The 20,234-nt window shown below is 68.0% G+C and carries 20 protein-coding genes; 8 read left to right on the forward strand and 12 right to left on the reverse strand.

The genetic code is table 11. The annotated features are described in order from the left end of the window. Window positions 1-233 precede the first annotated feature (233 nt). From ACZ54P_RS29870 to ACZ54P_RS29910, 9 genes are all read right to left on the reverse strand, one after another. Window positions 234-1,019: a DeoR/GlpR family DNA-binding transcription regulator gene (locus ACZ54P_RS29870; RefSeq protein WP_465464914.1), complete on the reverse strand. Its 786-nt coding sequence runs from the start codon at window positions 1,017-1,019 to the stop codon at window positions 234-236. A 125-nt stretch (window positions 1,020-1,144) separates the two neighbouring features. Next, entirely contained in the window at window positions 1,145-3,001 is a 1,857-nt protein-coding gene (locus tag ACZ54P_RS29875; protein WP_465464915.1) for a DUF5107 domain-containing protein, read from the reverse strand. Then, window positions 2,998-4,065, reverse strand: a complete 1,068-nt coding sequence (locus ACZ54P_RS29880) for an ABC transporter ATP-binding protein (protein ID WP_465464916.1) — start codon at window positions 4,063-4,065, stop codon at window positions 2,998-3,000. Before ACZ54P_RS29880 ends, ACZ54P_RS29875 begins: the two co-directional genes overlap by 4 nt. Before the next feature lie 6 nt (window positions 4,066-4,071). Next, window positions 4,072-5,001, reverse strand: coding sequence for a carbohydrate ABC transporter permease (locus ACZ54P_RS29885; RefSeq protein WP_465464917.1), 930 nt, complete (start codon window positions 4,999-5,001; stop codon window positions 4,072-4,074). 10 nt (window positions 5,002-5,011) lie between these two features. Beyond that, on the reverse strand, window positions 5,012-5,962 hold the full coding sequence (locus ACZ54P_RS29890; RefSeq protein ID WP_465464918.1) for a carbohydrate ABC transporter permease: 951 nt from the start codon (window positions 5,960-5,962) through the stop codon (window positions 5,012-5,014). After that, window positions 5,962-7,353 (reverse strand): ABC transporter substrate-binding protein, encoded by a 1,392-nt coding sequence (locus ACZ54P_RS29895; RefSeq protein ID WP_465464919.1) that lies wholly within the window; start codon window positions 7,351-7,353, stop codon window positions 5,962-5,964. The genes ACZ54P_RS29890 and ACZ54P_RS29895 overlap by 1 nt, the downstream gene beginning before the upstream one ends. Before the next feature lie 81 nt (window positions 7,354-7,434). Then, window positions 7,435-8,316, reverse strand: coding sequence for a class II fructose-bisphosphate aldolase (locus ACZ54P_RS29900; protein WP_465464920.1), 882 nt, complete (start codon window positions 8,314-8,316; stop codon window positions 7,435-7,437). Between the two features lie 8 nt (window positions 8,317-8,324). Continuing rightward, window positions 8,325-9,215: a 1-phosphofructokinase family hexose kinase gene (locus ACZ54P_RS29905; protein ID WP_465464921.1), complete on the reverse strand. Its 891-nt coding sequence runs from the start codon at window positions 9,213-9,215 to the stop codon at window positions 8,325-8,327. A gap of 7 nt (window positions 9,216-9,222) precedes the next feature. Then, entirely contained in the window at window positions 9,223-10,104 is an 882-nt protein-coding gene (locus ACZ54P_RS29910; RefSeq protein WP_465464922.1) for an SIS domain-containing protein, read from the reverse strand. 215 nt (window positions 10,105-10,319) lie between these two features. On the opposite strand from ACZ54P_RS29910, the gene ACZ54P_RS29915 reads away from it, so the two are divergent. The 3 genes from ACZ54P_RS29915 (at window position 10,320) to ACZ54P_RS29925 (ending at window position 13,151) form a co-directional block, all read left to right on the forward strand. Continuing rightward, the gene (locus tag ACZ54P_RS29915; protein ID WP_465464923.1) at window positions 10,320-10,793 is read left to right on the forward strand and encodes a carboxymuconolactone decarboxylase family protein; all 474 of its coding nucleotides are present in this window, start codon (window positions 10,320-10,322) and stop codon (window positions 10,791-10,793) included. A gap of 100 nt (window positions 10,794-10,893) precedes the next feature. Further along, window positions 10,894-11,346, forward strand: a complete 453-nt coding sequence (locus tag ACZ54P_RS29920) for a MoaF C-terminal domain-containing protein (RefSeq protein ID WP_465464924.1) — start codon at window positions 10,894-10,896, stop codon at window positions 11,344-11,346. Window positions 11,347-11,693: 347 nt separating this feature from the next. Beyond that, a complete protein-coding gene (locus ACZ54P_RS29925) occupies window positions 11,694-13,151 on the forward strand; it encodes an APC family permease (protein ID WP_465464925.1) in 1,458 nt (485 codons plus the stop codon). On the opposite strand, the gene ACZ54P_RS29930 is transcribed toward ACZ54P_RS29925, so the two are convergent. Continuing rightward, window positions 13,131-13,880, reverse strand: a complete 750-nt coding sequence (locus tag ACZ54P_RS29930) for a GntR family transcriptional regulator (RefSeq protein ID WP_465464926.1) — start codon at window positions 13,878-13,880, stop codon at window positions 13,131-13,133. The two genes, ACZ54P_RS29925 and ACZ54P_RS29930, sit on opposite strands and share 21 nt — an antisense overlap. 117 nt (window positions 13,881-13,997) lie before the next feature. Here ACZ54P_RS29930 and ACZ54P_RS29935 point away from each other — a divergent pair, with 117 nt between their 5' ends. Together ACZ54P_RS29935 and ACZ54P_RS29940 are read left to right on the forward strand one after the other, a co-directional pair. Then, window positions 13,998-14,867 (forward strand): Cgl0159 family (beta/alpha)8-fold protein, encoded by an 870-nt coding sequence (locus tag ACZ54P_RS29935; RefSeq protein ID WP_465464927.1) that lies wholly within the window; start codon window positions 13,998-14,000, stop codon window positions 14,865-14,867. Between the two features lie 20 nt (window positions 14,868-14,887). Then, window positions 14,888-16,384, forward strand: a complete 1,497-nt coding sequence (locus ACZ54P_RS29940; RefSeq protein ID WP_465464928.1) for a CoA-acylating methylmalonate-semialdehyde dehydrogenase — start codon at window positions 14,888-14,890, stop codon at window positions 16,382-16,384. Window positions 16,385-16,449: 65 nt separating this feature from the next. Here the strand turns inward: ACZ54P_RS29940 and ACZ54P_RS29945 are convergent, their stop codons facing one another. Beyond that, a complete protein-coding gene (locus tag ACZ54P_RS29945) occupies window positions 16,450-17,832 on the reverse strand; it encodes an amino acid permease (protein ID WP_465464929.1) in 1,383 nt (460 codons plus the stop codon). Window positions 17,833-18,002: 170 nt separating this feature from the next. Here ACZ54P_RS29945 and ACZ54P_RS29950 point away from each other — a divergent pair, with 170 nt between their 5' ends. From ACZ54P_RS29950 to ACZ54P_RS29960, 3 genes are read left to right on the forward strand one after another with little or no spacing between them, the layout of a single operon-like run. Continuing rightward, window positions 18,003-18,908, forward strand: coding sequence for a glutaminase (locus ACZ54P_RS29950; protein WP_465464930.1), 906 nt, complete (start codon window positions 18,003-18,005; stop codon window positions 18,906-18,908). Window positions 18,909-18,944: 36 nt separating this feature from the next. Then, window positions 18,945-19,433 (forward strand): MSMEG_6728 family protein, encoded by a 489-nt coding sequence (locus ACZ54P_RS29955; RefSeq protein ID WP_465464931.1) that lies wholly within the window; start codon window positions 18,945-18,947, stop codon window positions 19,431-19,433. Between the two features lie 2 nt (window positions 19,434-19,435). Then, entirely contained in the window at window positions 19,436-19,645 is a 210-nt protein-coding gene (locus tag ACZ54P_RS29960; RefSeq protein WP_465464932.1) for a hypervirulence associated TUDOR domain-containing protein, read from the forward strand. 21 nt (window positions 19,646-19,666) lie between these two features. Here ACZ54P_RS29960 and ACZ54P_RS29965 read toward each other — a convergent pair whose 3' ends face one another. Further along, window positions 19,667-20,083: a hypothetical protein gene (locus ACZ54P_RS29965; protein WP_465464933.1), complete on the reverse strand. Its 417-nt coding sequence runs from the start codon at window positions 20,081-20,083 to the stop codon at window positions 19,667-19,669. Window positions 20,084-20,234: the final 151 nt, after the last annotated feature.

Below are 20,234 nucleotides of genomic sequence, written 5' to 3' on the forward strand. Positions count from 1 at the left end.
GGGATGCTTTGGGGGAGGGGGGGGTGGGGGTGTTCGTGAGTGGCGATTCGGGTTCTAACCCGAATCGCCACTCACGACCACCTGTACCGAACGGCCACCGCCGCCGCCCTCTCGTCCAGTACATGATGGCCCCCTTCCTTGCGCCTGGCGCAAGGAAGGGGGCCATCATGTACCGGGGAAGGTGTGGTCGAGTTTGCTCAGCTGAGCCGAGGGAAGGGCCTTCACGGACTTGGTCAGACCGCCTGAACCTCGACTCCCGCGGCTTCGAAAGCCCGCAGTACCTTCGGATCGGCGTTGGAATCGGTGACCAGGGCGTGCACCTGCGGTGTCGCGCAGATCCGGGCGAACGCGCGGCGGCCCAGCTTCGAACCGTCGGCGACCGCGACGACGCGTTCCGCCCGCTCGACCATCAGCCGGTTGATACTCGCTTCACCCTCGTGGTGGGCGAAAGCACCTGCCTCGGCATCGAACGCGTCCACCCCGAGGAACAGCAGGTCGATCGTCAGTTCACTGAGGACGCGCGTGGCCAGCGGGCCGCTCAGCTCGAACGACTGCGGACGCGCCACACCACCGGTGACGACGATCTTCACATGGGGCCGCACAGCGAGTTCGTGCGCGATGTTCAGCGCGTTGGTGACCACCGTCAGCCCGGGCGAATCGCGGAGACCGGCCAGATCGGACCGCGTCGCCAGCGACCGCGCGACCCCGGCCGTGGTCGTGCCACCGTTGAGGCCGACCACCATGCCCTGCGCCACGAGCGCCGCCGCGGCCACACTGATCCGCTGCTTCTCGGGCACGTGCCGGGCGGTCTTGTACCGCAACGGCAGGTCGTAGGCGAGATCGTTGGCCACCGCGCCACCCCTGGTGCGGGTGAGCAGCTGCTGTTCCGCGAGGTGGTCGAGGTCGCGCCGGATGGTGGCCGCGGAGACGTTCAGCTCCTCGGCCACGTCCTCGACGTCGATCTTTTCCCGCTGCCCCAGCAGGTCCAGCAGGGTGCTCAGCCGTTCGTGCCGGGCCATTCGCGCCACTCCTAGCTCGCTGCGGCCTATCGCGCATGAGGTTGCGCTGTTGGCCACTGTTTCGAGCAGTATGCTGCATCGCGGTTGTCCACCGCGTGCGGCACGCCGGTCAGCGGCCCGGCCGGTCACTTCATTCGGAAGTCGTACTGTTCCGGCAGCGGTTCCTCCGAAACCGCCGCCCAGGTGTCCGACAGAGACGTTTCCCCTTCCCTGATGTCCGCGACCTCGAACCCGGTGTCGTAAACGGCCTTGGCTCCGGCGATGTCGCCGAGGGCTAGCCGGGTTCTCGCGGTCAGGAGGGCGATCCGCCCTTCCACGGGCAGCCTGTCCAGCAGTTCTCCCGCTTCTCGCGGCAGTCCGGCGGCGAGCTGCGCCGCGGCGGCCTCGACGACCAAGGGACGCAGCGACGGCGCGAGGGCGACCGCGCGCCGGTACAGCCAGGCGGCCTCGGGGCCGGCCGTGGCGACCGCGAGATTCCGCAGCGCCCAAGGATTCTCGTCGGCGGCGACGGACTCCCGCCAGGCGCGGACGGCGTCCGACTGCCGTCCGGCCGCCCAGTGCGCGACGCCGCGGTGATACCAGGTCAGCCAGTTCTTCGGGGCGTACTCCATGAGATCCGCCCAGTACCGGTTCACCAGCGTCGACGGAGGGGCGGTGAGCGGATCCCCGTCCGGCGGCGTCCCGTCGAGCAGCGCCAGCCACGGTTCCTGCTCCGGGCCGAGTGATTCGTCGGGGAACGGCGTCCCCGGCAGGCACATCGGCGCCCGCCGGTTCTCCAGCGCGCCCCAGCCGGATCCGGTGGCCAGGAAGGACTCCGGGGTGACGTCGGCGATCTTCCGCCAAGCGCCGTGGTACTCGTCCAGCGTCTCGGCCGACGGCAGTCCCGCGGCGACCGCGCCTCGGGCGGCCGTCCAGTCGTCCCCGTGCACCAGCGCGGGATCCGCGGCCACCGGACCGTAGGCCTCCAGCCAGTCCCAGCTCTCCCCCGCCGCCAACCGCAGGTGCTCCAGTTGTGTGCGCGCGAGACCGGCTTGGATCTCCAGATAACCGCCCGCGCCGGGAGCCAGCCACTCCTGCCAGCGCCGCCCGCCGTCGGATTCGCCCCACAGGAACAGCTTCCGGCCGCGCAACCGGCCGGTGGAGAGCTGCGTCAGCCCCGTCCCGTCACTCTCGACGGCCGCGATCCACGGCGTTCCGGTCACCTCGAAGAAGTAGTCCGCCGCGGCTTCGGCGCGGGCCGGATAGGTCAGGTCTCCGGCCACGTCGACGAGATCCAGCCGCCCCGAATAGCCGTAGTGCCATGCCTGCGTCGCGGGTGCCAGCACCCGTGTGCCGTCGTTCCGCGGAACCGCGATGTTCGACCACCAGTACACCGGGACGTCATAGGGATGCGGATTCCGCACCCGCACCGCCACGAGCAAGTGGTCCGAACCGTCCGGCAGCCAGAAGTCGATCTGGTACGGCAGATCGCGGGTCCGTTCCCACTCCCACAGCCGGAGCACCGGCGTGCCGTCCGGACCTTCGATCTCCGCGGCGAACATCGGCTCGCAGGTCAGCGTGGTGTGCCCGGTGCTGCCGAGATTCCATTCGACACCACCGGCGAACCACGCGTCCCGCAGGGCGAGGTTCGCGGGCTGGAACACCGGATTGCGGTAGAGCAGTTCACCGCCGGACGGTTTGTGGACCAGCGAATACAGCCGCCCACCGAGCGAAGGCAGCACGGTGGCGCGGAGCCGGTCGTTCTCCAGCACCAGCGCCGGAAGCTCGCGTTCGGGGCGCTCGCGGGTGTAGCCGTCCTGCAGCAGGCACGGCAGCGTGGTGTCCAAGCGGCCGTACCCGATGCCCTCCGCCAGGTCCGGCGGCAGTTCGTCCACATTGGACACTCTCGCCACCGCCTCGGGTTTCCGTAACGGCGGCAACGGGTTCTCCGGGCCCAGTTCGGCGGCCGGGAGCACCAGCCCGGTGCGGTACAGGCGGGTCATGCGTCCGGAAGCCTGTCGCCTGTCGTGGCGTCGAACAGCTGCACCGCCCCCGGTTGCGGCGTCAGCGAGATCGGCTCGCCCCGCTGCCAAGGAGCCATCCCCGGGGTGCGGACCGTCAGTACGCGGTCGCCGTCCCGGCAGTACAGGTACTGGTCGCTGCCCAGTTCCTCGACGACCTCGACGACGGCCTCGTAACCGCCGTCCCCGATCGTCCAGCCTTCGGGCCGGACACCGACGACGATGCCGGGACCGGTCAGCGCCGACCGCTGCGCCGGGGTCAGCGGCAGCCGCGTTCCGCCGACGACGGCGCCGTCGGTGTCCACAGTGGTCTCCAGCAGGTTCATCGCGGGCGAGCCGATGAACCCGGCGACGAACACGTTGACCGGCCGCGCGAACAGCCCGACCGGCGTGTCACACTGCTGCAGGATCCCGTCCTTGAGCACGGCGACCCTGTCCCCCATGGTCATCGCCTCGACCTGGTCGTGCGTGACGTAGAGCGTCGTGATGCCGAGCCGCCGCTGCAGGGAGGCGATCTGGGTCCGGGTCTGCACCCGGAGTTTGGCGTCCAGATTGGACAGTGGTTCGTCCATGAGGAACACACTCGGTTCCCGCACGATCGCCCGGCCCATCGCGACGCGCTGTCGCTGCCCGCCGGACAGCTTCGCGGGTTTGCGGTCGAGGTATTCGGTCAGGTCGAGCACGGCCGCGGCCTCACGCACCTTGCGTTCGCGTTCGGCCTTGCCCAGCCTGGCGAGCTTGAGGTGGAAGCCGATGTTCTCCCCCACCGTCATATGCGGGTAGAGCGCGTAGTTCTGGAACACCATCGCGATGTCCCGGTCCTTCGGCGGCAGTTCGGTGACGTCACGGTCGCCGATGTGGATGGAACCGTCGTCGACGCCTTCCAGCCCGGCGAGCATCCGCAGTGTCGTCGACTTCCCACAGCCGGAAGGGCCGACCAGTACCAGGAATTCGCCGTCGGCGACCTCGAGGTCGAGGCCGTCGACCGCCGGGCGGTCCACCCCGGCGTAGAACCGCGTGGTGTCGGAGAAGGTCACAGTGGCCATCAGGTCCTACTTTCCGGCGCCGAGGGTCAGGCCGGTGATGATCCGGCGGGCGAGCACGAGATAGAGCACGAGCATCGGGAGCACGACGATCGCCACCCCGGCGATCAGCCCGCCGTACTCCGACTGGTAGCTCGCGGCTCCGTAGAAGGTGAAGAGCGCGCGGGACAGCGTGAAATGCGCTTGGTCCTTGAGGAACACGATCGCCAGCAACGTCTCGTTCCACAGGCCGATGGCGTTCAGCGTCAGCGCGGTGATCATGCCCCCGCGGGTCAGCGGCAGCATGACCGAGAAGAACGTGCGCATCGGCGACGCGCCGTCGAGCGCGGCCGCTTCCTCCAGTTCGTCCGGCAGCGACCGGAAGAAACCGGTCATCAGAAACACCGTGAACGGGATGGACAGCGCCACGTACAGCACGAACAAGCCGTACTCGTTGTCCAGGTGCACTTCGCTGAGCACCACGAACAGCGGGATGATCACCGTCTGGAACGGCACACCCATGCCGATCGCGACGACGTTGGTCATCGACCCGGCGCCGCGGACACCCAGCCGGGTCAGCGCGTACGCGCAAGGCGCCGAGACGGCGACCGTCACGACCGTCGCCAGACCGACCAGGACCACGGTGGTCACCACGGCGTCGCCGAACCCGGCGTTGTTCCAGGCGTAGATGAAGTTCCGGAACGGCTTGCCGACGTGGAACCATTGGTACGGCAGGGCGAACGGTTTGGTGAAGATCTCCACCGGCGTCTTGAACGACGCCGTGAGCAGCCAGTACAGCACCAGGATGTTCCCGGCGGTGAACAGCCACACGATCGTGGAACCCAGCACCCGCAACGGGCTGAATTTCTTGGAGCCGGGCGCCGGACGCGGTTTGCGTGGCGGCTTGCGCACCGGTTTCGCCGGTGGGCGCGCGGGCGCCTCGACGTCGGTGACGGACATGTCGTCTCCCTCAGAACTGGATCGCGTCACGGCGCATCAACCGGCGCAGCAGGACGACGAGCACGGACACCAGCGCGATCATCGCCACCGCGCAGGCACAGGCGGCACCGAAGTCCGGGGTGCCGTTCGAGCCGAAGGTCCGGTCGAAGACGTAGATCCCCAGCGTCCAGGCCTCGTTGGGCGGTGCGTAGGTACCCGGCCCGGCCAGTACGAACACCAGCTCGAAGATCTTGAGCGCGTTGATCGTCCACAGCACCCCGGCGACGCCGACGACGTCCCAGGTCATCGGCAGGGTGATGTTGCGGAACTTCTGCCACGGCGACGCGCCGCCCAGTTCGGCGTCCTCGTAGAGATACGGCGGGATCCGGTCGACCGCGGCCATCAGGATGGTGATGTAGAAGCCCGAACTCGCCCAAATCAGGGAAGCCGTCACCACACCGGTCACATTGGCCGGTGCGAGGAACTTCGCCGCGTCCGCGCCGAGGCTTTCCATCACGTAGTTCGCCAGCCCCTGTTTCCCCGGCTGGTACTTGAAAACGAAGCCGAGGAACATCCCGAGCGCCACCGGTGCCACGATGTTGGGGAAGAACAGGATGGCGCGGACGGTCTTCCCGCCCTTCATGTCCCGCAACACCATGGTGAACAGGAACGCCAGCGCGAACGTGCCGATCCCGCCGAGGAACACGTAGATCAGCGTGTTGCGGAAGGCGTACTGGAACGAGTCGCTCGACCACATCTGCGTGTAGTTCGTGACACCGTTGGGTTCCGGGGTGTCGCCGGCACCCGCCCAGCTGGTGAAGCTCAGCACCACGGTCGCGATCGTCGGCAGCACCAGGAAGGCCAGGTACAGCACCAACGCGGGCGCGGCGAACGGCCAGAACAGCCGTTTCTTGCGGCGCAGGTGGGCCCCGGCCTCCGGAGCCCGCGCCTTCGGTGTCGTTGGCGTCGTGACCGTGGCCATCAACCCTGGTTCTTCCAGAACTCGGCGCCCTTGGTGGCGAGCTGGTCCACGAACTGTTCCGGGGTGAGCTGCCCCTTCAGCAGCGCGATGTCGGCCGGGTCGAAGACGTCGGTCTGCCATTTGCCGCCGGCGATACCGTCGATGCCGTCGTACTGCAGCACGTGTTCTTTCTTCGGATCGTCCAGCGCGGCCTTGACCTGCTTGAGGTCGTCCGGCACGGCGAGGTCGGCGCGCGGCACGAGGTTGTCGGCCACCGCGGGGATCCCGGAAAGCAGGTCTTTGTTCAGGAAGTAGGCGATGAACGCCTTGGCCGCCTCGGCGTGCTTGGCCTTCTTGGTCACCGAGAAGCCGATCGACATCTGCTCGACGGTGTCGTGCGTGGCGCCGGCGGGCATCGGGAACTGGAAAGAACCGTAGTTGATCTTCGTCCCCGCGCCCTGCTTGTTCAGGTATTCCCGGGTTTCGCTCGGCGCCCAGCTGCCGACGTAGAGGAAGCGGGAGTCGCCGTCGGCCCAGCGCTGCTGCACCTGCGGGAACTTCGCCGCGTCCCAGCCGTCGATGAAGTACTTGGGCAGCTTCGCGGTTTCGGCGGCGGCCTTGAGAAAACCGGGATCGGTCTTCCACGCCTGACCGGTCTTGTCGGTCGCCGCCTTGTACAGCCCACCCGCGCCGACGTACCGCTCGGCGAGCTGAGTGTAGAAGTACATGTTGTAGAACGGGATGTCGCCGTCGAGGCTGATCGCGGCCTTGCCGTCGGCCTTCGCCTTGTCGAACAGCCCGATCAGTTCGTCCATCGTCTTCGGCTGCTGGATGTCACCGGCGGTGGCCTTGTCGAACCACCAGGCGCTCGACTGGATCGTGTACGGGACCATGAAGTTGTGGCCCTCGCGGTCCTTGTTCTGCGGGAACTCGTACGAGCTGGGCGAAAGCACGTCCTTGACGGTCTTGTCGCCCTCGCCGACCTTCATCGCGAACACGTCGTCGACGCTCTGCGTGCCGCCCGGCGTCATGATCGCCGCGCCGACCTTGCTGACGTCTTGGTCGAACAGATCCGGCACGGCGTCGGTGTTCAACGCGGGCACCAGGTTCTGCGTGTAGGCCTTGCGGCCGAGCCACTGCACGTCGACCTTGACGCCGGTCTTCTCCTGGAAGCACTTGAAGGCCTTCTGGAGGACCTTGCCCTGCGGCTCATCGGCCGTCCACATGGACCAGTACGTGAATTCCTTGTCCGTCGCGGGTTTCACCGCCGCCTCCGGACAAGGCGCGTCGAGGAACTGATCGACTCCCGGAAGCGCGTTCTCGCCGGTGCCGCCACCCGCGTCCCCGCCGCCGCATCCCGCGAGCAGAAGCGACGCCCCCGCCGTCAATGCCATGAGCTTGCCTACCCGCATCCGCCACCACCTGGATCGAAGATCACACAAGTTCTGCTTGTTGTTGCGCAGTTTTGTGAGGTTTCACGCACATGTCAACAGTCAATCGCGCAAAGTCTGCTCAATCGTCACCTTTTCCGGTTCAGTAAGCTCAAGCCTGAGCACACCGAGCAAACGCCGCACCTCGACGGCGACCGCAGCCCGCCCGGCACCGAGATACTTCCGCGGGTCGACCCGCTCCGGATACGCACGCCAGTCGTCGACGGCGGCCGCGGTGAACACCTTGTTGAGCTGGGTGGCGATATTGATCTTCGTCATCCCGGCCCGGACCGCCTCAGCCAGCCCCTCGTCGGGCACGCCCGACGAGCCGTGCAGCACCAACGGCACCGGTACCCGCTCCCGCAGCCGTGCGATCAGCTCGAAGTCCAGCGCGGCGTCGCGGGTGAGCATGGCGTGTGAACTGCCCACGGCCACCGCCAGCGCGTCCACCCCGGTGGACGCGACGAAGTCCGCCGCCTCGTCCGGATCGGTGCGCGCGCCGGGCGCGTGGACGCCGTCCTTGCCGCCGACCTCGCCGAGTTCCGCCTCGATCCACACTCCGTGGTCGTGGCAGTACGCGGCGACTTCCCGGGTCGCGCGCACGTTGTCCGTGTAGTCCAGTTCGGACGCGTCGAACATGACCGAGCCGAAACCGAGCGCGACCGCCTCGCGGACGAGGTCGGCCGATTCGGCGTGGTCGAGGTGGACCGCGACCGGCGTGACGGCGGCCCTGGCCGCGGCGAGCGCCGCGGAACCGACCGGCGCCAGCGCGCCGTGGTATTTCACGGCGTTCTGGCTCAGCTGCACGATCACCGGCGCTTCCGCGGCGGCCGCGCCGTCGACGATCGCGGTGAGGTGTTCGAGCTGGATCGCGTTGAACGCGCCGCAGCCGTGCCGGGCCGCCGCGGCGGCGCCGACGATCTCCCCGGTTCCCACCAGAGGCATGAGGTCTCCTAATCCGGGCGGGCGCGCACGGCGACCAGCCCCTGTTCACGGTGGTAGTGCGCGAGGTCGACGTCCCCGGCGAGCGGGCCGAGCACCGCCGCCCCGGACAACGCGACGGCCCGGCGCAGGATGTCCGGCCACGGTTCGGCGCGGCTCAGCCCCAGCGCCAGCGCCGCGACGACGGCGTCGCCCGCGCCGGTGGTGTTGCCACGCAGCACAGTGGACGGTGCCGCGTGCCAGGTGCCCGACGGCGTGACCGCCAGCAGGCCATCGGCGCCGAGTGAGACGACGACCGCGCCCGCCCCGGCCTTGCGGAGTTCGGCCGCGGCGGCCACCGGATCACGCAGACCGGTGACCTCGCGCAGTTCGTCGGCGTTCGGTTTGACCACGGACGGGCGCCCGGCCAGTCCGGCGAGCAGTGCCTCACCCGAGGTGTCCAGAATGGACGGTGCTTCGCCGAGCAGTTCGGCGTATCCCCCGGCTCCCGGCGGAAGACTGCCCGAGCAGACGAGCACGTCCGCGGTCCGGGACCGGACGGCCGCCGCAAACGCTTGCCATTCGTCACCGTCGAGCCGCGGCCCCGGCTCGTTGAGCAGCGTGACCGAGCCGTCGTCGGCCAGGACCGTGGTGGTGCGCCGGGTCTCGCGGGCGATCGGGACGACGTCCGCGGCGACCCCCACCGCCGTGAGGTCGTCCACGACAGCGGTCCCGGTCGCGCCACCGGCGGTCAGGACCGCGCGGACGTCGGCGCCGAGTGTGTGGAGCACGCGGGCGACGTTGACCCCCTTGCCACCCGCCCGGAGCCGGACGTCCCGCGTCCGGTGCACCGCACCGGGCCGCAGACCGTCCACTGTGTACGTGACGTCCAGCGCGGTGTTCGGCGTGACGGTGACGATCACGGTCGCCTCAGGTCAGGACGACGGAACGAGTGAGGCTGCGGGGGTTGTCCGGGTCGAGCCCCTTGCGGGCGGCGATGGCCCCGGCCACCCGCTGCGCGCGGACCAGATCGGCGAGCGGGTCCAGGCCGCTCTCGACGAACAGGCCGCCCGCGCGGGCGACGTCGTCGGCCAGCCCTTCCGGCGCCTTCCCGAACATCCAGGTGACGCGGCCGGGTTCGCTGATGCTGATCGGGCCGTGCCGGTAGTCCCATGCCGGGTACGACTCCGTCCACAGTAGACAGGCCTCGCGGAACTTCAACGCGGCCTCGTTCGCGATACCGACGGACCAGCCGGTGCCGAGGAAGCTGAACTGCTCCGCACCGATCAGCGCGTCGGGCAGCGGTTCGGCCAGTACGCGTTCGGCCTGTTCGATCGCCTGGCTCAGGTCCTCGCCGAGGTGCGCCCGCAACATCGCCAGCGCCGTGGTGGCGAAGCGGGTCTGCACGACCGAACGTTCGTCCACCACGGACAGGTCGACGATGGTGTCCGCCGCGGCCTCGATCTCGCGAGGCACGCCGGTGATCGCGATCGTCGGCGTCTTGCCCCGCAGCTTCGCCAGCAGGGCGTGGACCTCGGTCGTCGTCCCCGACCGGGTCAACGCCACGACGTGGTCGTAGCCGCGGCCTACCGGGAACTCTGACGCGGCGAAAGCGTCGGTTTCGCCAAGCCCGGCGCTCTCACGAAGGACGGCGTACGCCTGGCCGATGAACCACGACGTACCGCAGCCGACGATCGCGACCCGCGCGCCCGGCGGCGGCAGCAGATCCGTGTTCGCCGAGGCCAGCGCCGCCGCGTCCCGCCAGTAGCCGGGCTGGCTCGCGATCTCCGCCGCCATGAAGGTCCCGCTCATGAACTCCCCCTCCGTGCCAGTTGTGCGCAGTAGCTGTCACGTTAGGTGCAGTTTTGTGCAACGTCAATGCGCTGTTAGCGCACTTTCACGCATCTGGTGCGTTCAGACGTGCATGGTCATTGATGCGTGTCGAGTGACACGGATCACTTCGGAAGCTGTCACAACCTCCTCGCCGGGCTCGTCATGTGTGCAGGAACCGACGGAGAGGAAAGATCATGGAACCGCGCGTCAACCTGTTCGAGAACGAGGTCATCCTCAAGTACGTCAAGCGTCTCGGTGCCGCGAACCGTCCGATCGAGGAGTCCTCCCTGCCGCACGCGACCCAGGAGCTGGTGAAGCTGCGCGCCAGCCAGATCAACGGCTGCGGCTTCTGCACCGACATGCACAGCAAGGACGCCGCGCACGCCGGTGAGACCTCGGTGCGGCTCAACCTGGTCGCCGCCTGGCGGGAGGCGAACGTGTTCACCGAGCCCGAGCGCGCGGCGCTGGCGCTCACCGAGGAGGGCACCCGGATCGCCGACGCGCACCACGGCGTCAGCGACGAGACCTGGGCGCAGGTGCGCAAGCACTACGACGACGAGCAGATCGGCGCCCTGATCGCGCTGATCGCCACGATCAACGCGTACAACCGGCTCAACGTCATCGCCGGGACGCCGGCGGGCGACTACCAGCCCGGCAAGTTCGACTGATCCTCGCGTTCACCGACAACAGGATCGCTTCGCCGGACAACGATCGAGCCGACACGGGCTGCTAAACCTGCGGATACCAGCGATCCGGAGGTTTCCGCCCGTGCGACTCGACGTCCGCTTCTTCCCCGTGACCGGGACCCATCCGCTCAGCACCGACCTCGTCGGACTCCGCGCGAACTTCCACTACGGCTCCGGGAACGTGCTGGAGCAGCACTACGCGGACCGGACGACGATGATCTGGACGGGTGTCTCCGGAGATTTCGCCGGTGTCCGGCAGAAAGAGGCGACACTGCGCGTGTTCGAAACCGGACCGGCGCAGTATTTCGTCACCTGGTACGAAACCGGGACCGTCGCGACGGCCGCGCACGGCGAGATCTTCGACGGTGGTTACCCCATCGCGGTGATGGCGGATTTCGGCCGGTTGATCGCGACGGCGGCGTATACGAATCCGCGCGAGGACGGCGGGCAGTATTTCCTGGTCGATCAGGCGACCATCGAAATCCTGGAGCGTCCGCACGGGTGGCCGTCATTTCCCGCGGCGCGGGGATCGTGATCGGTGATTGGAGGAACACTCGATCTCGCCGGGCCGCAACCCACCCCGGGCTTACGCCGGGCTTGAGGCTTCCGGTGAGGGGTGGGTCCAGTTGGTCGTGAGTGGCGATTCGGGTTCTAACCCGAATCGCCACTCACGACCAACTGGACCCGCACCCTTCCGCTCCCGCCGAATCCACCACGACCACCCCAGCCCACTCCTCACCGGCAGTCTCAAGCGCGGAGTCCGTGGAGTTTGCCTTCCCTCTCTACAGACACGGTCCCTGACAACAGGTTCGCACGCAAAGACAAAACCCGGCCTCCTCGCCGCTCCCATACTGGCTGTCCAGCCGAGACGAGGAGCAGCGAATGAGCCGAGACGACACGTCGCTTGCCAAGAACGTCCTGGGCGTACCCGGCATCGTCTTCCTCGTGCTCGCCGCGGTCGCGCCGCTGACCGGGATGGTCGTGATCGCGGCCATCGGCATCGCGGTCGGGAACGGCGGCGGCATGGTCGCGGCCTTCCTGCTGGCCACGGTCGTCCTGCTGCTGTTCGCGGTCGGCTACGCGCAGATGTCGAAGGTGCTCACCAGCGCGGGCGGGTTCTACGCCTTCGTGGTCAAGGGGCTGGGCCGGACTCCGGGGCTCGTCGCCGGCTTCGTCGCGATGCTCGGTTACAACTGTTTCGTCGCTGGCGCGATCGGCACGAGCGGTTTCTTCACCTCCACCGCGATCGACGACGTCTTCGGGCTCCACCTCGACTGGATCTTTTGGAGCGCGCTTTCGGTCGTGCTGGTCCTTCTGCTCAGCAGGCGGGGCATCGCGGTCAGCGCGAAAGTGCTGGGCGTATCCCTCGTTCTCGAAGTGTCGATCCTGCTGATCATGGATTTCAGCGTGCTGTTCCGGCACGGCTTCTCCTTCGCCGCGTTCAGTCCTTCCGTCTTGTTCCAGGGTGCGAGCGGGCTGGCGTTGTTGTTCGCCGCCAACGCTTTCATCGGGTTCGAGGCGACGGCGTTGTTCGGCGAAGAAGCCAAGGATCCCCAGCGGACGATCCCACGGGCGACCTACATCGCGATCGGGTTCATCGGGGTGTTCGCCGCGTTCACGACCTGGGCCGTCGTCAGCGCGATCGGCGCCGAACAGGCGCAGGACGTCGCCGTCGCGCATCTTTCGAGCGGGGATCTCGTGCTTTCGGTCGCCCAGGAGTATCTCGGTGGCCCGCTGACCAAGGTGATGCTGCTGCTCCTGGTGGTCAGCCTGTTCGCGGCGTTGCTGGCGCTGCACAATTCGGCGACCCGCTATTTGTACGCGCTGGGCCGGGTCGGCGTGCTGCCGCGCCTGCTGGGCAGGACCGATCCGCGCACCGGCGCGCCGCGCTACGCCTCGATCGTCCAGCTGGCCTTCGGATCGTTGGTGGCACTGGGCTTCCGGCTCGCCGGGCTCGACCCGGTCGCCGACCTCACCGCGAGCATGACCGGCTTCGGCACGCTCGGCATCCTCACCCTGCAACTGTTCGCGGCGGTGGCGATCCTGGTCCACTTCCGCCGGACCCGCGACCGCCGGATCGTGAAGACGCTGTTGGCACCCGGACTGGGCGCGGTGGGGCTCGGAGTCATCGTGACGCTGGCCGTCGTCAACTTCCCCACGCTCGCCGGGTCGAGCAACGGCGTCGTCCCGCAGTTGCCATGGCTGCTCTTGGTCGTCGCGCTCGCCGGGCTCGCGCTCGCCGGCTGGCTGCGCCGGTTCCGCCCGTCGGTGTACGCGGCGCTGGAAAGCGATCTGGACCGCGATCCCGCGCCGAAGCCGTCAGACGTTGTTGGTCAGTGAGAGATTGAACGAGTAGCGCGAGGCGCGGTAGACATGCCACCCGTACTCGACGACCCGGCCGGCGTCGTCGTACGTGGTGCGCCGCATGGTGAGCAGTGCCGCTCCCGGCTTCTCCCCCAGCAGTTCGGCGTCCTCCTCGGTCGCTTCCCGGGCGCCGACGTTCTGCTGGGCGGCGTGCAAACGGACGCCCGCGGAGCGCAGTAGCTGATAAAGCCCCTTGTCCCGCAGTTCGTCGTCGCCGGGGTCGATGATGCCGTCCGGCAGGTAGTTGTTCATGATCGCCAGCGGTTCGCCGTCGGTCGAGCGCACCCGCTTCAGCCGCCGGACCTGGGTCAGGCCCGGTGTTTCGAGCCGCTCGGCCGCGTCCTCACCGGCGGGCTCGACCTGGTTGACCAGGATGACGGACTCCGGTTTGTCGCCGAGTTCACTGAGGTCGTCGAAGAGGCTGCTCAACCGCAGCGGCCGGGCGACCTTGGTGCGGACGACCTGTGTGCCGACGCCGCGTTTGCGGACGAGCAGCCCCTGGTTGACCAGTGACTGGATCGCCTGCCGGATGGTCGGCCGCGACAGATGGAGCCGCGCGGCCAGTTCCACTTCGTTGTCCAGCCGCGCGCCGTTCGGCAGCCTGCCGTCCTCGATCGCGGCCCGGAGCTGCCGGGCGACCTGAGAGTACAGCGGCTCCGGGCGGTTCGGATCCACCTCGATCTCGCCGGGCACCCAGGGATTCATGCGCGGAGCCTACCGCGAAGGCGCCGTGGTCGTTATGACCTTATGTCCATATGTCTTGACAAAGTCCCTGACCTCTTGCGAAGGTCGAGAGACCACGCGAGCCGGGAGGAACGAACAGTGTCCGACACAGTACGGCGGGTAGTCGCCGCGCGGGTGCGCGATCCGGAGTCCATCGCGGCGGCCGCCGCCGGCCGGGTCCGCGCGAAATCGCCGTTCAACGACAAGGGCGCGGCGATGATCATCGCCGCGGACCATCCGGCGCGCGGCGCGAACGGCGTCGGCTCCGACCCACTCGCGATGGCCGACCGCGGCGAACTGCTGGACCGCCTCTGCCTGGCGCTGGAGCGCCCCGGCGTCACGGGGGTGCTGGCGACCCCGGACATCATCGACGACCTGCTGATCCTCGGCGTCCTCGACGGCAAGACCGTCATCGGTTCGATGAACCGCACCGGCCTCGCCGGATCGAGTTTCGAGGTCGACGACCGTTTCGCCTGCTACGACGCCGAAGCGATCGAGCGGATGCGTTTCGACGGCGGCAAGACGCTCACCCGGATCTGCCTGACCGACCCGGCGACGCCTGCCGTCCTCGAGAACACCGCCAACGCGGTCAACGATTTGGCGGACCGGAAACTGATCGCCATGGTCGAGCCGTTCCTCGCCGACTGGGTCGACGGACGCCTCCGTAACGACCTTTCCCCCGAGGCCGTGATCCGCTCCATCACCATCGCCTCCGGCCTCGGCCGCTCGTCGGCCTACACCTGGCTGAAACTCCCGGTGGTCGAGGACATGGAGCGGGTGCTGGCCGCCTCGACGTTGCCCGCCGTCCTGCTGGGCGGCGAGGTCAAGGATCCCGACGCGGCGTTCGCCGCCTGGCAGCGGGCGCTCGCGCTGCCGACCGTGCAGGGCCTCGTGGTCGGCCGGTCCCTGCTCTACCCGCACGACGGCGACGTCGCCAAGGCCGTCGACACGGCCGTCGGGCTGCTGTGAACACCTGTGGAGGACAACGCGTGAAGACCATCGAACACTGGATCAACGGCACCGCGACGACGGCGGGCTCCACTCGCACCGCCCTGGTGTACGACCCGGCCCAGGGCCGTCCGCAGGCTGAAGTACTCCTCGCGGAACCGCCCGAAGTGGACACCGCGGTGGCGGCCGCGGGCAAGGCTTTCGAGGCGTGGGGCGATTCTTCGTTGTCGCAGCGGACGAAGGTGATGTTCGCCTTCCGCGAGTTGCTGGTGAAGCACGAGGACGAACTCGCCCGGATCATCTCCGCCGAACACGGCAAGGTGCTCGACGACGCGCGCGGCGAGATCACCCGCGGCCGCGAGATCGTCGAGTACGCCTGCGGGATCGCCGACGCGCTGAAAGGCGGCTTCTCCAGCCAGGTCTCGCGGGACGTGGACGTGCACGACTTCCGGCAGCCACTCGGGGTCGTCGCCGGGATCACTCCGTTCAACTTCCCGATCATGGTCCCGCTGTGGATGCACCCGATCGCCATCGCGACCGGCAACACGTTCGTACTCAAGCCCAGCGAGCGCGTTCCGTCCGCGTCCCGGCTGGTCGCCGAGCTGTACGCCGAGGCTGGTCTTCCCGACGGCGTTTTCAACGTCGTCAACGGGGACAAGGTCACGGTCGACGCGATCCTCGACCACCCCGGCATCGCGGCCGTGTCGTTCGTCGGGTCCACTCCGATCGCCAAGTACGTCCACGAACGCGCGACAGCCACCGGCAAACGCGTGCAGGCGCTCGGCGGAGCCAAGAACCACGCCGTGGTCTTGCCCGACGCCGATCTCGAGTACGCCGCGAACCACCTCACGGCCGCCGCCTTCGGTTCCGCCGGGCAACGCTGCATGGCGATCTCCATCGGTGTCGCCGTCGGTTCGGCGGGCGACGAACTGGTCGAGATCCTCGAACGCAAGGCGGCCGAGATCAAGGTCGGCCCCGGCCACGACGACGGCAACGACATGGGGCCGGTCGTCACCCAGGCCGCGCGGCAGCGGGTGATCGACTCCGTCGCCCTCGGCGCGGAACAGGGCGCGACCGTGGTCGTCGACGGCCGGGCGCTGCGGGTCGATGGTCACGCTGAGGGGTTCTTCGTCGGACCGTCCCTTTTGGACCATGTGACCACGGAGATGGCCGCTTACCGCGAGGAGATCTTCGGACCGGTGCTCGGCATCGTCCGGGTGTCCACTGTGGACGAGGCGATCGCGCTGATCAACGCGAACCCCTACGGCAACGGCACCGCCATCTTCACCGGCAGCGGTGAGGCGGCGCGGCGGTTCCAGCGTGAGGTCAAGGTGGGGATGATCGGGGTGAACGTGCCCATCCCGGTGCCGATGTCCTACTACTCCTTCGGCGGCTGGAAGGACTCCCTCATCGGGGACAGCCCGATCCACGGCCCGGAAGGCGTGCGGTTCTACACACGGGCGAAGGTCGTCACCACCCGGTGGCCCCACCCGGCCGGACGCGGGACCGCGGGCTTCAACTTCCCCACCTCCAGCTGACCAGCCTCGTGAGTGGCAATGATGGTTCTAACCGTCATTACCACTCACGAGACCCAAGACCGTCGTCAGCTCACTCGCTGCCGTTTCCCGACGATCCGCCACCCCACGGCCAGTACGACGACCAGCACCGGGATCGAGTAGAACGCGATCTTCTCCGCACCGTCGGAGAAGCCCATCAGGACCACGACCAGCGCGAGGAAGCCGAGCGTCGCCCAGCCGCTGTAGGGCGCCCACGGCATCCGGTAGGACGGCCGTTCGAGCTCCCCGCGCAACGCCGCCTGACGCAGCCGCATCTGGCAGAAGATCAGCGTCGCCCAGGTCGTGATCACGCCGAGCGAGGCGATCGCGATCGCGATGTCGAAAGCGTCCTTCGGCACCAGATAGTTCAGTACCACGCCCAGCACGTAGGCGGCGGAGGTGAACAGGATGCCGCCGTAGGGCACGTGGCGGCCGCTCATCCGGCCGACGAACTTCGGCGCTTCACCCTTGTCCGCCAGCGCGCGCAGGATGCGGCCGGTCGAATAAAGCCCGGAGTTGCAGCTCGACAGCGCGGCGGTGAGCACGACGGCGTTCATCACGTCGCCGATACCGGGGATCCCGAGCCGCGAGAAGACGGTGACGAAGGGGCTCTCGCCGCCGTTGTAGAACGGCCAGGGCAGCAGCATCGCCAGCATCAGCACGGAACCGACGTAGAACACGCCGATCCGCCAGACCACTCCGTTGATCGCCTTCGGCAGCACCTTGCGGGCGTCCTTGGTCTCGCCTGCCGCGATGCCGACGACCTCGATCGCCGAATACGCGAAGATGACCGCCTGCAACGTCATCAGTGCGATACCGATACCCGCCGGGAAGAATCCATTGTGGGCGGTCAGGTTGTGCACGCCCGCCTGGGTCCCGCCGATGTCGGCGCCGGTGAGCACCAGACCGGCCGCGGTGACGAGGAAGACCACGATGGCGAGCACCTTGACCACCGAGAACCAGAATTCCAGCTCACCGAACAGTTTCACCGAGAGCAGGTTCACCAGGATCAGCACGCCGAGCGCGACGAGCGCGGTGATCCACTGTGGCACGTCGGGCAGCCACTTGTGCACGTAGATCGCCACCGCGGTGATCTCCGCGATGCCGGTCATCGCCCAGTTCACCCAGTACATCCAGCCGGAGGCGAAACCGGCCCACGGCCCGATGAACTTGCGGGCGTAGGTGACGAAGCTGCCGGAGGTCGGCTCGTGCAGGACGAGCTCACCGAGTGCGCGCATCACGAAGTAGGCGGCGATGCCGCAGAGCGCGTACGAAAGGACCAGCGACGGCCCGACCTGGTGGAGTTTTCCACCGGCACCGAGGAAAAGCCCGACGCCGATCGCGCCGCCGATGGCGATCATCTGCACTTGGCGGTTGCCCAGCGCTTTCGAGTAGCTTTCACCCTTTTCGGTGAGCAGCGAGGAATCCATGGTTGCCAGACGCTAGAGCGTGTGCGGCACGTCACCAACACTGCTAAGGAAGACTTAAGGTGTGCGGCACGTCACTTCGGCGGTTTTCCTGGTATTTCCCTTTTCGATTTGACAAGTTCACGGGTGAACCCCGATCTTCGCGCGCGAAGACGGCCTCCTACGCTACCGCCGTGGACCTCGCAGCGCTGCTGGACCGGATCGCCGACGACGTCGCGCCGGAGATCGGTCGCGGCTCCGTCGCGGACTACATCCCGGCCTTGGCCAGGGTCGATCCATGGCGATTCGGGATGGCGGTGGCCGAAGTGGACGGTCGGGTCCACGGCGTCGGTGACTGGCGGACGCCGTTCTCCATCCAGAGCATGTCGAAGGTCTTCACCCTGGCGCTCGCGCTCTCCCACGGCGACGGTGTGTGGACGCGGGTGGGCCGCGAACCGTCCGGCAACCCGTTCAACTCGCTGGTGCAACTGGAGAACGAGGACGGGATCCCGCGCAATCCGTTCATCAACGCCGGCGCGCTGGTGGTGACCGACGAGCTGGCGCATCACGGCGACGCGGCGGAAACCCTGCTCCGATTCCTCCGCGAGGAAAGCGGTCACGCGGACATCGGCATCGACACCGAGATCGCCGCGTCGGAGGCCGGGCACGCCGACCGCAACCGCGCGCTCGCGTACTTCATGGCGTCCTACCGGAACATGCGCCGTCCGGTGCCTGACGTCCTCGACCAGTACGTGCGTCAATGCTCGATCGCGATGAACTGTGAAGACGTCGCGCGCTCGGCGCTGTTCCTGGCCCGTCACGGCGTCCGCAACGACGGCAGCAGGCTGCTCGGGCTCAGCGCGGCCAAGCGGGTCAACGCGGTGATGCTGACCTGCGGTACCTACGACGCGGCCGGCGAATTCGCCTACCGCGTCGGACTTCCCGGCAAGAGCGGGGTCGGCGGCGGCATCGTCGCGATCGTCCCCGGCCGGTGCGCTGTCTGTGTGTGGAGCCCGGGGCTGGACCCGCGCGGCAACTCCGTCGCGGGGGTCGCGGCGCTGGACCGGTTCACCACACTGACCGGCTGGTCGATCTTCTGAGCGGTTTGAATCCCGGCGGCCGGGGAAGCCGACAATGTGCAGACTTTCCTTCCTTGCGCTGATTTTCGTGCCACGGCCGAAGTGCTCGACGCGCGGCGGCTCGGCAAGCAGCGGGTGGAGACCATCCAGGTGCTGCGCGCGCTGACGGTGGCGGACTACGGCTGGCGTCACCATCCGGCCGCGACGATGTGGGCGGGCTACGAGGAGGCCCTGGTCAGGTACGGTTTCGACGTCTGCGAGGTCTGGTGCGCGACAGGCAGGCAGGACACCTGCCACGACACGCTGCGGGCCGATCTGCTCCGCGCGACCGGCCTGACAAAGGTCCGCTCACAGGCGGAACTCGCGGACGAACGCGAACTCCCGCCCTGGCTCGGTGACGCCGACTTCCATCGCAGTCACCAGTCCGCGTTGGTCCGCAAGGATCCGGCACACTACCGGCCGCGTTTTCCGGACGTTCCAGACGACCTTCCGTACGTCTGGCCCGCGTCGGACCGTCCACGACGGACACCCGCGAAGAAGGGATGACGATGACGAAGCGCTTCCACAAAGGCGACAAGGTCCGCTGGAACAGCCACGGCGGACAGGCCGAAGGCGAAGTCCTGAAGGAGATCACCTCCGACACCGAGGCGGGCGGCCGCACCGTGCGGGCGTCGAAGGACGAACCGCAATACCTGGTCCGCAGCGACAAGAGCGGCGGTGAAGCGGTCCACAAACCCGACGCGCTGGAGAAGTTGTGAGCACTCGCCGGGAGCCGCGGCTCACGTACTGGGGTTCCCCATTTCGTGTCCGGGCCTTCCTTCGGTGCGCCGGTCTCGCTTGATGTGCTCTTCGTGCAGATGCCGCCGTCCTCCGGTCAGGTCACCGGTGACGTCTCGCGCCATTTCGCGGAAGGTCGCGTAGTAGCCGTCGTCGTATTCCTCGATCAGCTGGAAGGTCCACCGCTCCGGCAGCACGTTGAGCCCGACCAGCTCGGTCTGGATCCGCTCCGCCCAATCCGGGTGCCCAGCCTTCCGGAGCGCTTCGACGGCCTCGCCGAGCGCGAAGTCGGCGGTTCCCGTGAGGTGGTGGAAGGCGTACAGGTGGCCGCGCGCCTGTTCGACCGTCTCGAGGGCGAAAACCAGCTTTCCGACGGCGTCGACGGTTGCCTCGTCGGGTTCTGAGGGTGATTCCGGCATGATCGGGTGATTCCCCGACACCGACGGTTTTACACCGCCCTCATCGGTGACTCTCGAGGGTGATCCGGGCGAACGAGCGGGCTCTCTTGTCCGGTCACCCACGCGACGACGAGCGGGCTCGGCGGCATGTCTTCCAAGGGCACCCAGGTGA

The organism is Amycolatopsis sp. NPDC034160 (genome assembly GCF_055575355.1).

Excerpts from the sequence above, each read along its gene's own strand:
- ACZ54P_RS29870 (WP_465464914.1), bottom strand. The coding sequence starts at position 1,019 with ATGGCCCGGCACGAACGGCTGAGCACCCTGCTGGACCTGCTGGGGCAG.
- ACZ54P_RS29875 (WP_465464915.1), bottom strand. The coding sequence starts at position 3,001 with ATGACCCGCCTGTACCGCACCGGGCTGGTGCTCCCGGCCGCCGAACTG.
- ACZ54P_RS29880 (WP_465464916.1), bottom strand. The coding sequence starts at position 4,065 with ATGGCCACTGTGACCTTCTCCGACACCACGCGGTTCTACGCCGGGGTG.
- ACZ54P_RS29885 (WP_465464917.1), bottom strand. The coding sequence starts at position 5,001 with ATGTCCGTCACCGACGTCGAGGCGCCCGCGCGCCCACCGGCGAAACCG.
- ACZ54P_RS29890 (WP_465464918.1), bottom strand. The coding sequence starts at position 5,962 with ATGGCCACGGTCACGACGCCAACGACACCGAAGGCGCGGGCTCCGGAG.
- ACZ54P_RS29895 (WP_465464919.1), bottom strand. The coding sequence starts at position 7,353 with ATGCGGGTAGGCAAGCTCATGGCATTGACGGCGGGGGCGTCGCTTCTG.
- ACZ54P_RS29900 (WP_465464920.1), bottom strand. The coding sequence starts at position 8,316 with ATGCCTCTGGTGGGAACCGGGGAGATCGTCGGCGCCGCCGCGGCGGCC.
- ACZ54P_RS29910 (WP_465464922.1), bottom strand. The coding sequence starts at position 10,104 with ATGAGCGGGACCTTCATGGCGGCGGAGATCGCGAGCCAGCCCGGCTAC.
- ACZ54P_RS29915 (WP_465464923.1), top strand. The coding sequence starts at position 10,320 with ATGGAACCGCGCGTCAACCTGTTCGAGAACGAGGTCATCCTCAAGTAC.
- ACZ54P_RS29925 (WP_465464925.1), top strand. The coding sequence starts at position 11,694 with ATGAGCCGAGACGACACGTCGCTTGCCAAGAACGTCCTGGGCGTACCC.
- ACZ54P_RS29930 (WP_465464926.1), bottom strand. The coding sequence starts at position 13,880 with ATGAATCCCTGGGTGCCCGGCGAGATCGAGGTGGATCCGAACCGCCCG.
- ACZ54P_RS29945 (WP_465464929.1), bottom strand. The coding sequence starts at position 17,832 with ATGGATTCCTCGCTGCTCACCGAAAAGGGTGAAAGCTACTCGAAAGCG.
- ACZ54P_RS29960 (WP_465464932.1), top strand. The coding sequence starts at position 19,436 with ATGACGAAGCGCTTCCACAAAGGCGACAAGGTCCGCTGGAACAGCCAC.
- ACZ54P_RS29965 (WP_465464933.1), bottom strand. The coding sequence starts at position 20,083 with ATGCCGGAATCACCCTCAGAACCCGACGAGGCAACCGTCGACGCCGTC.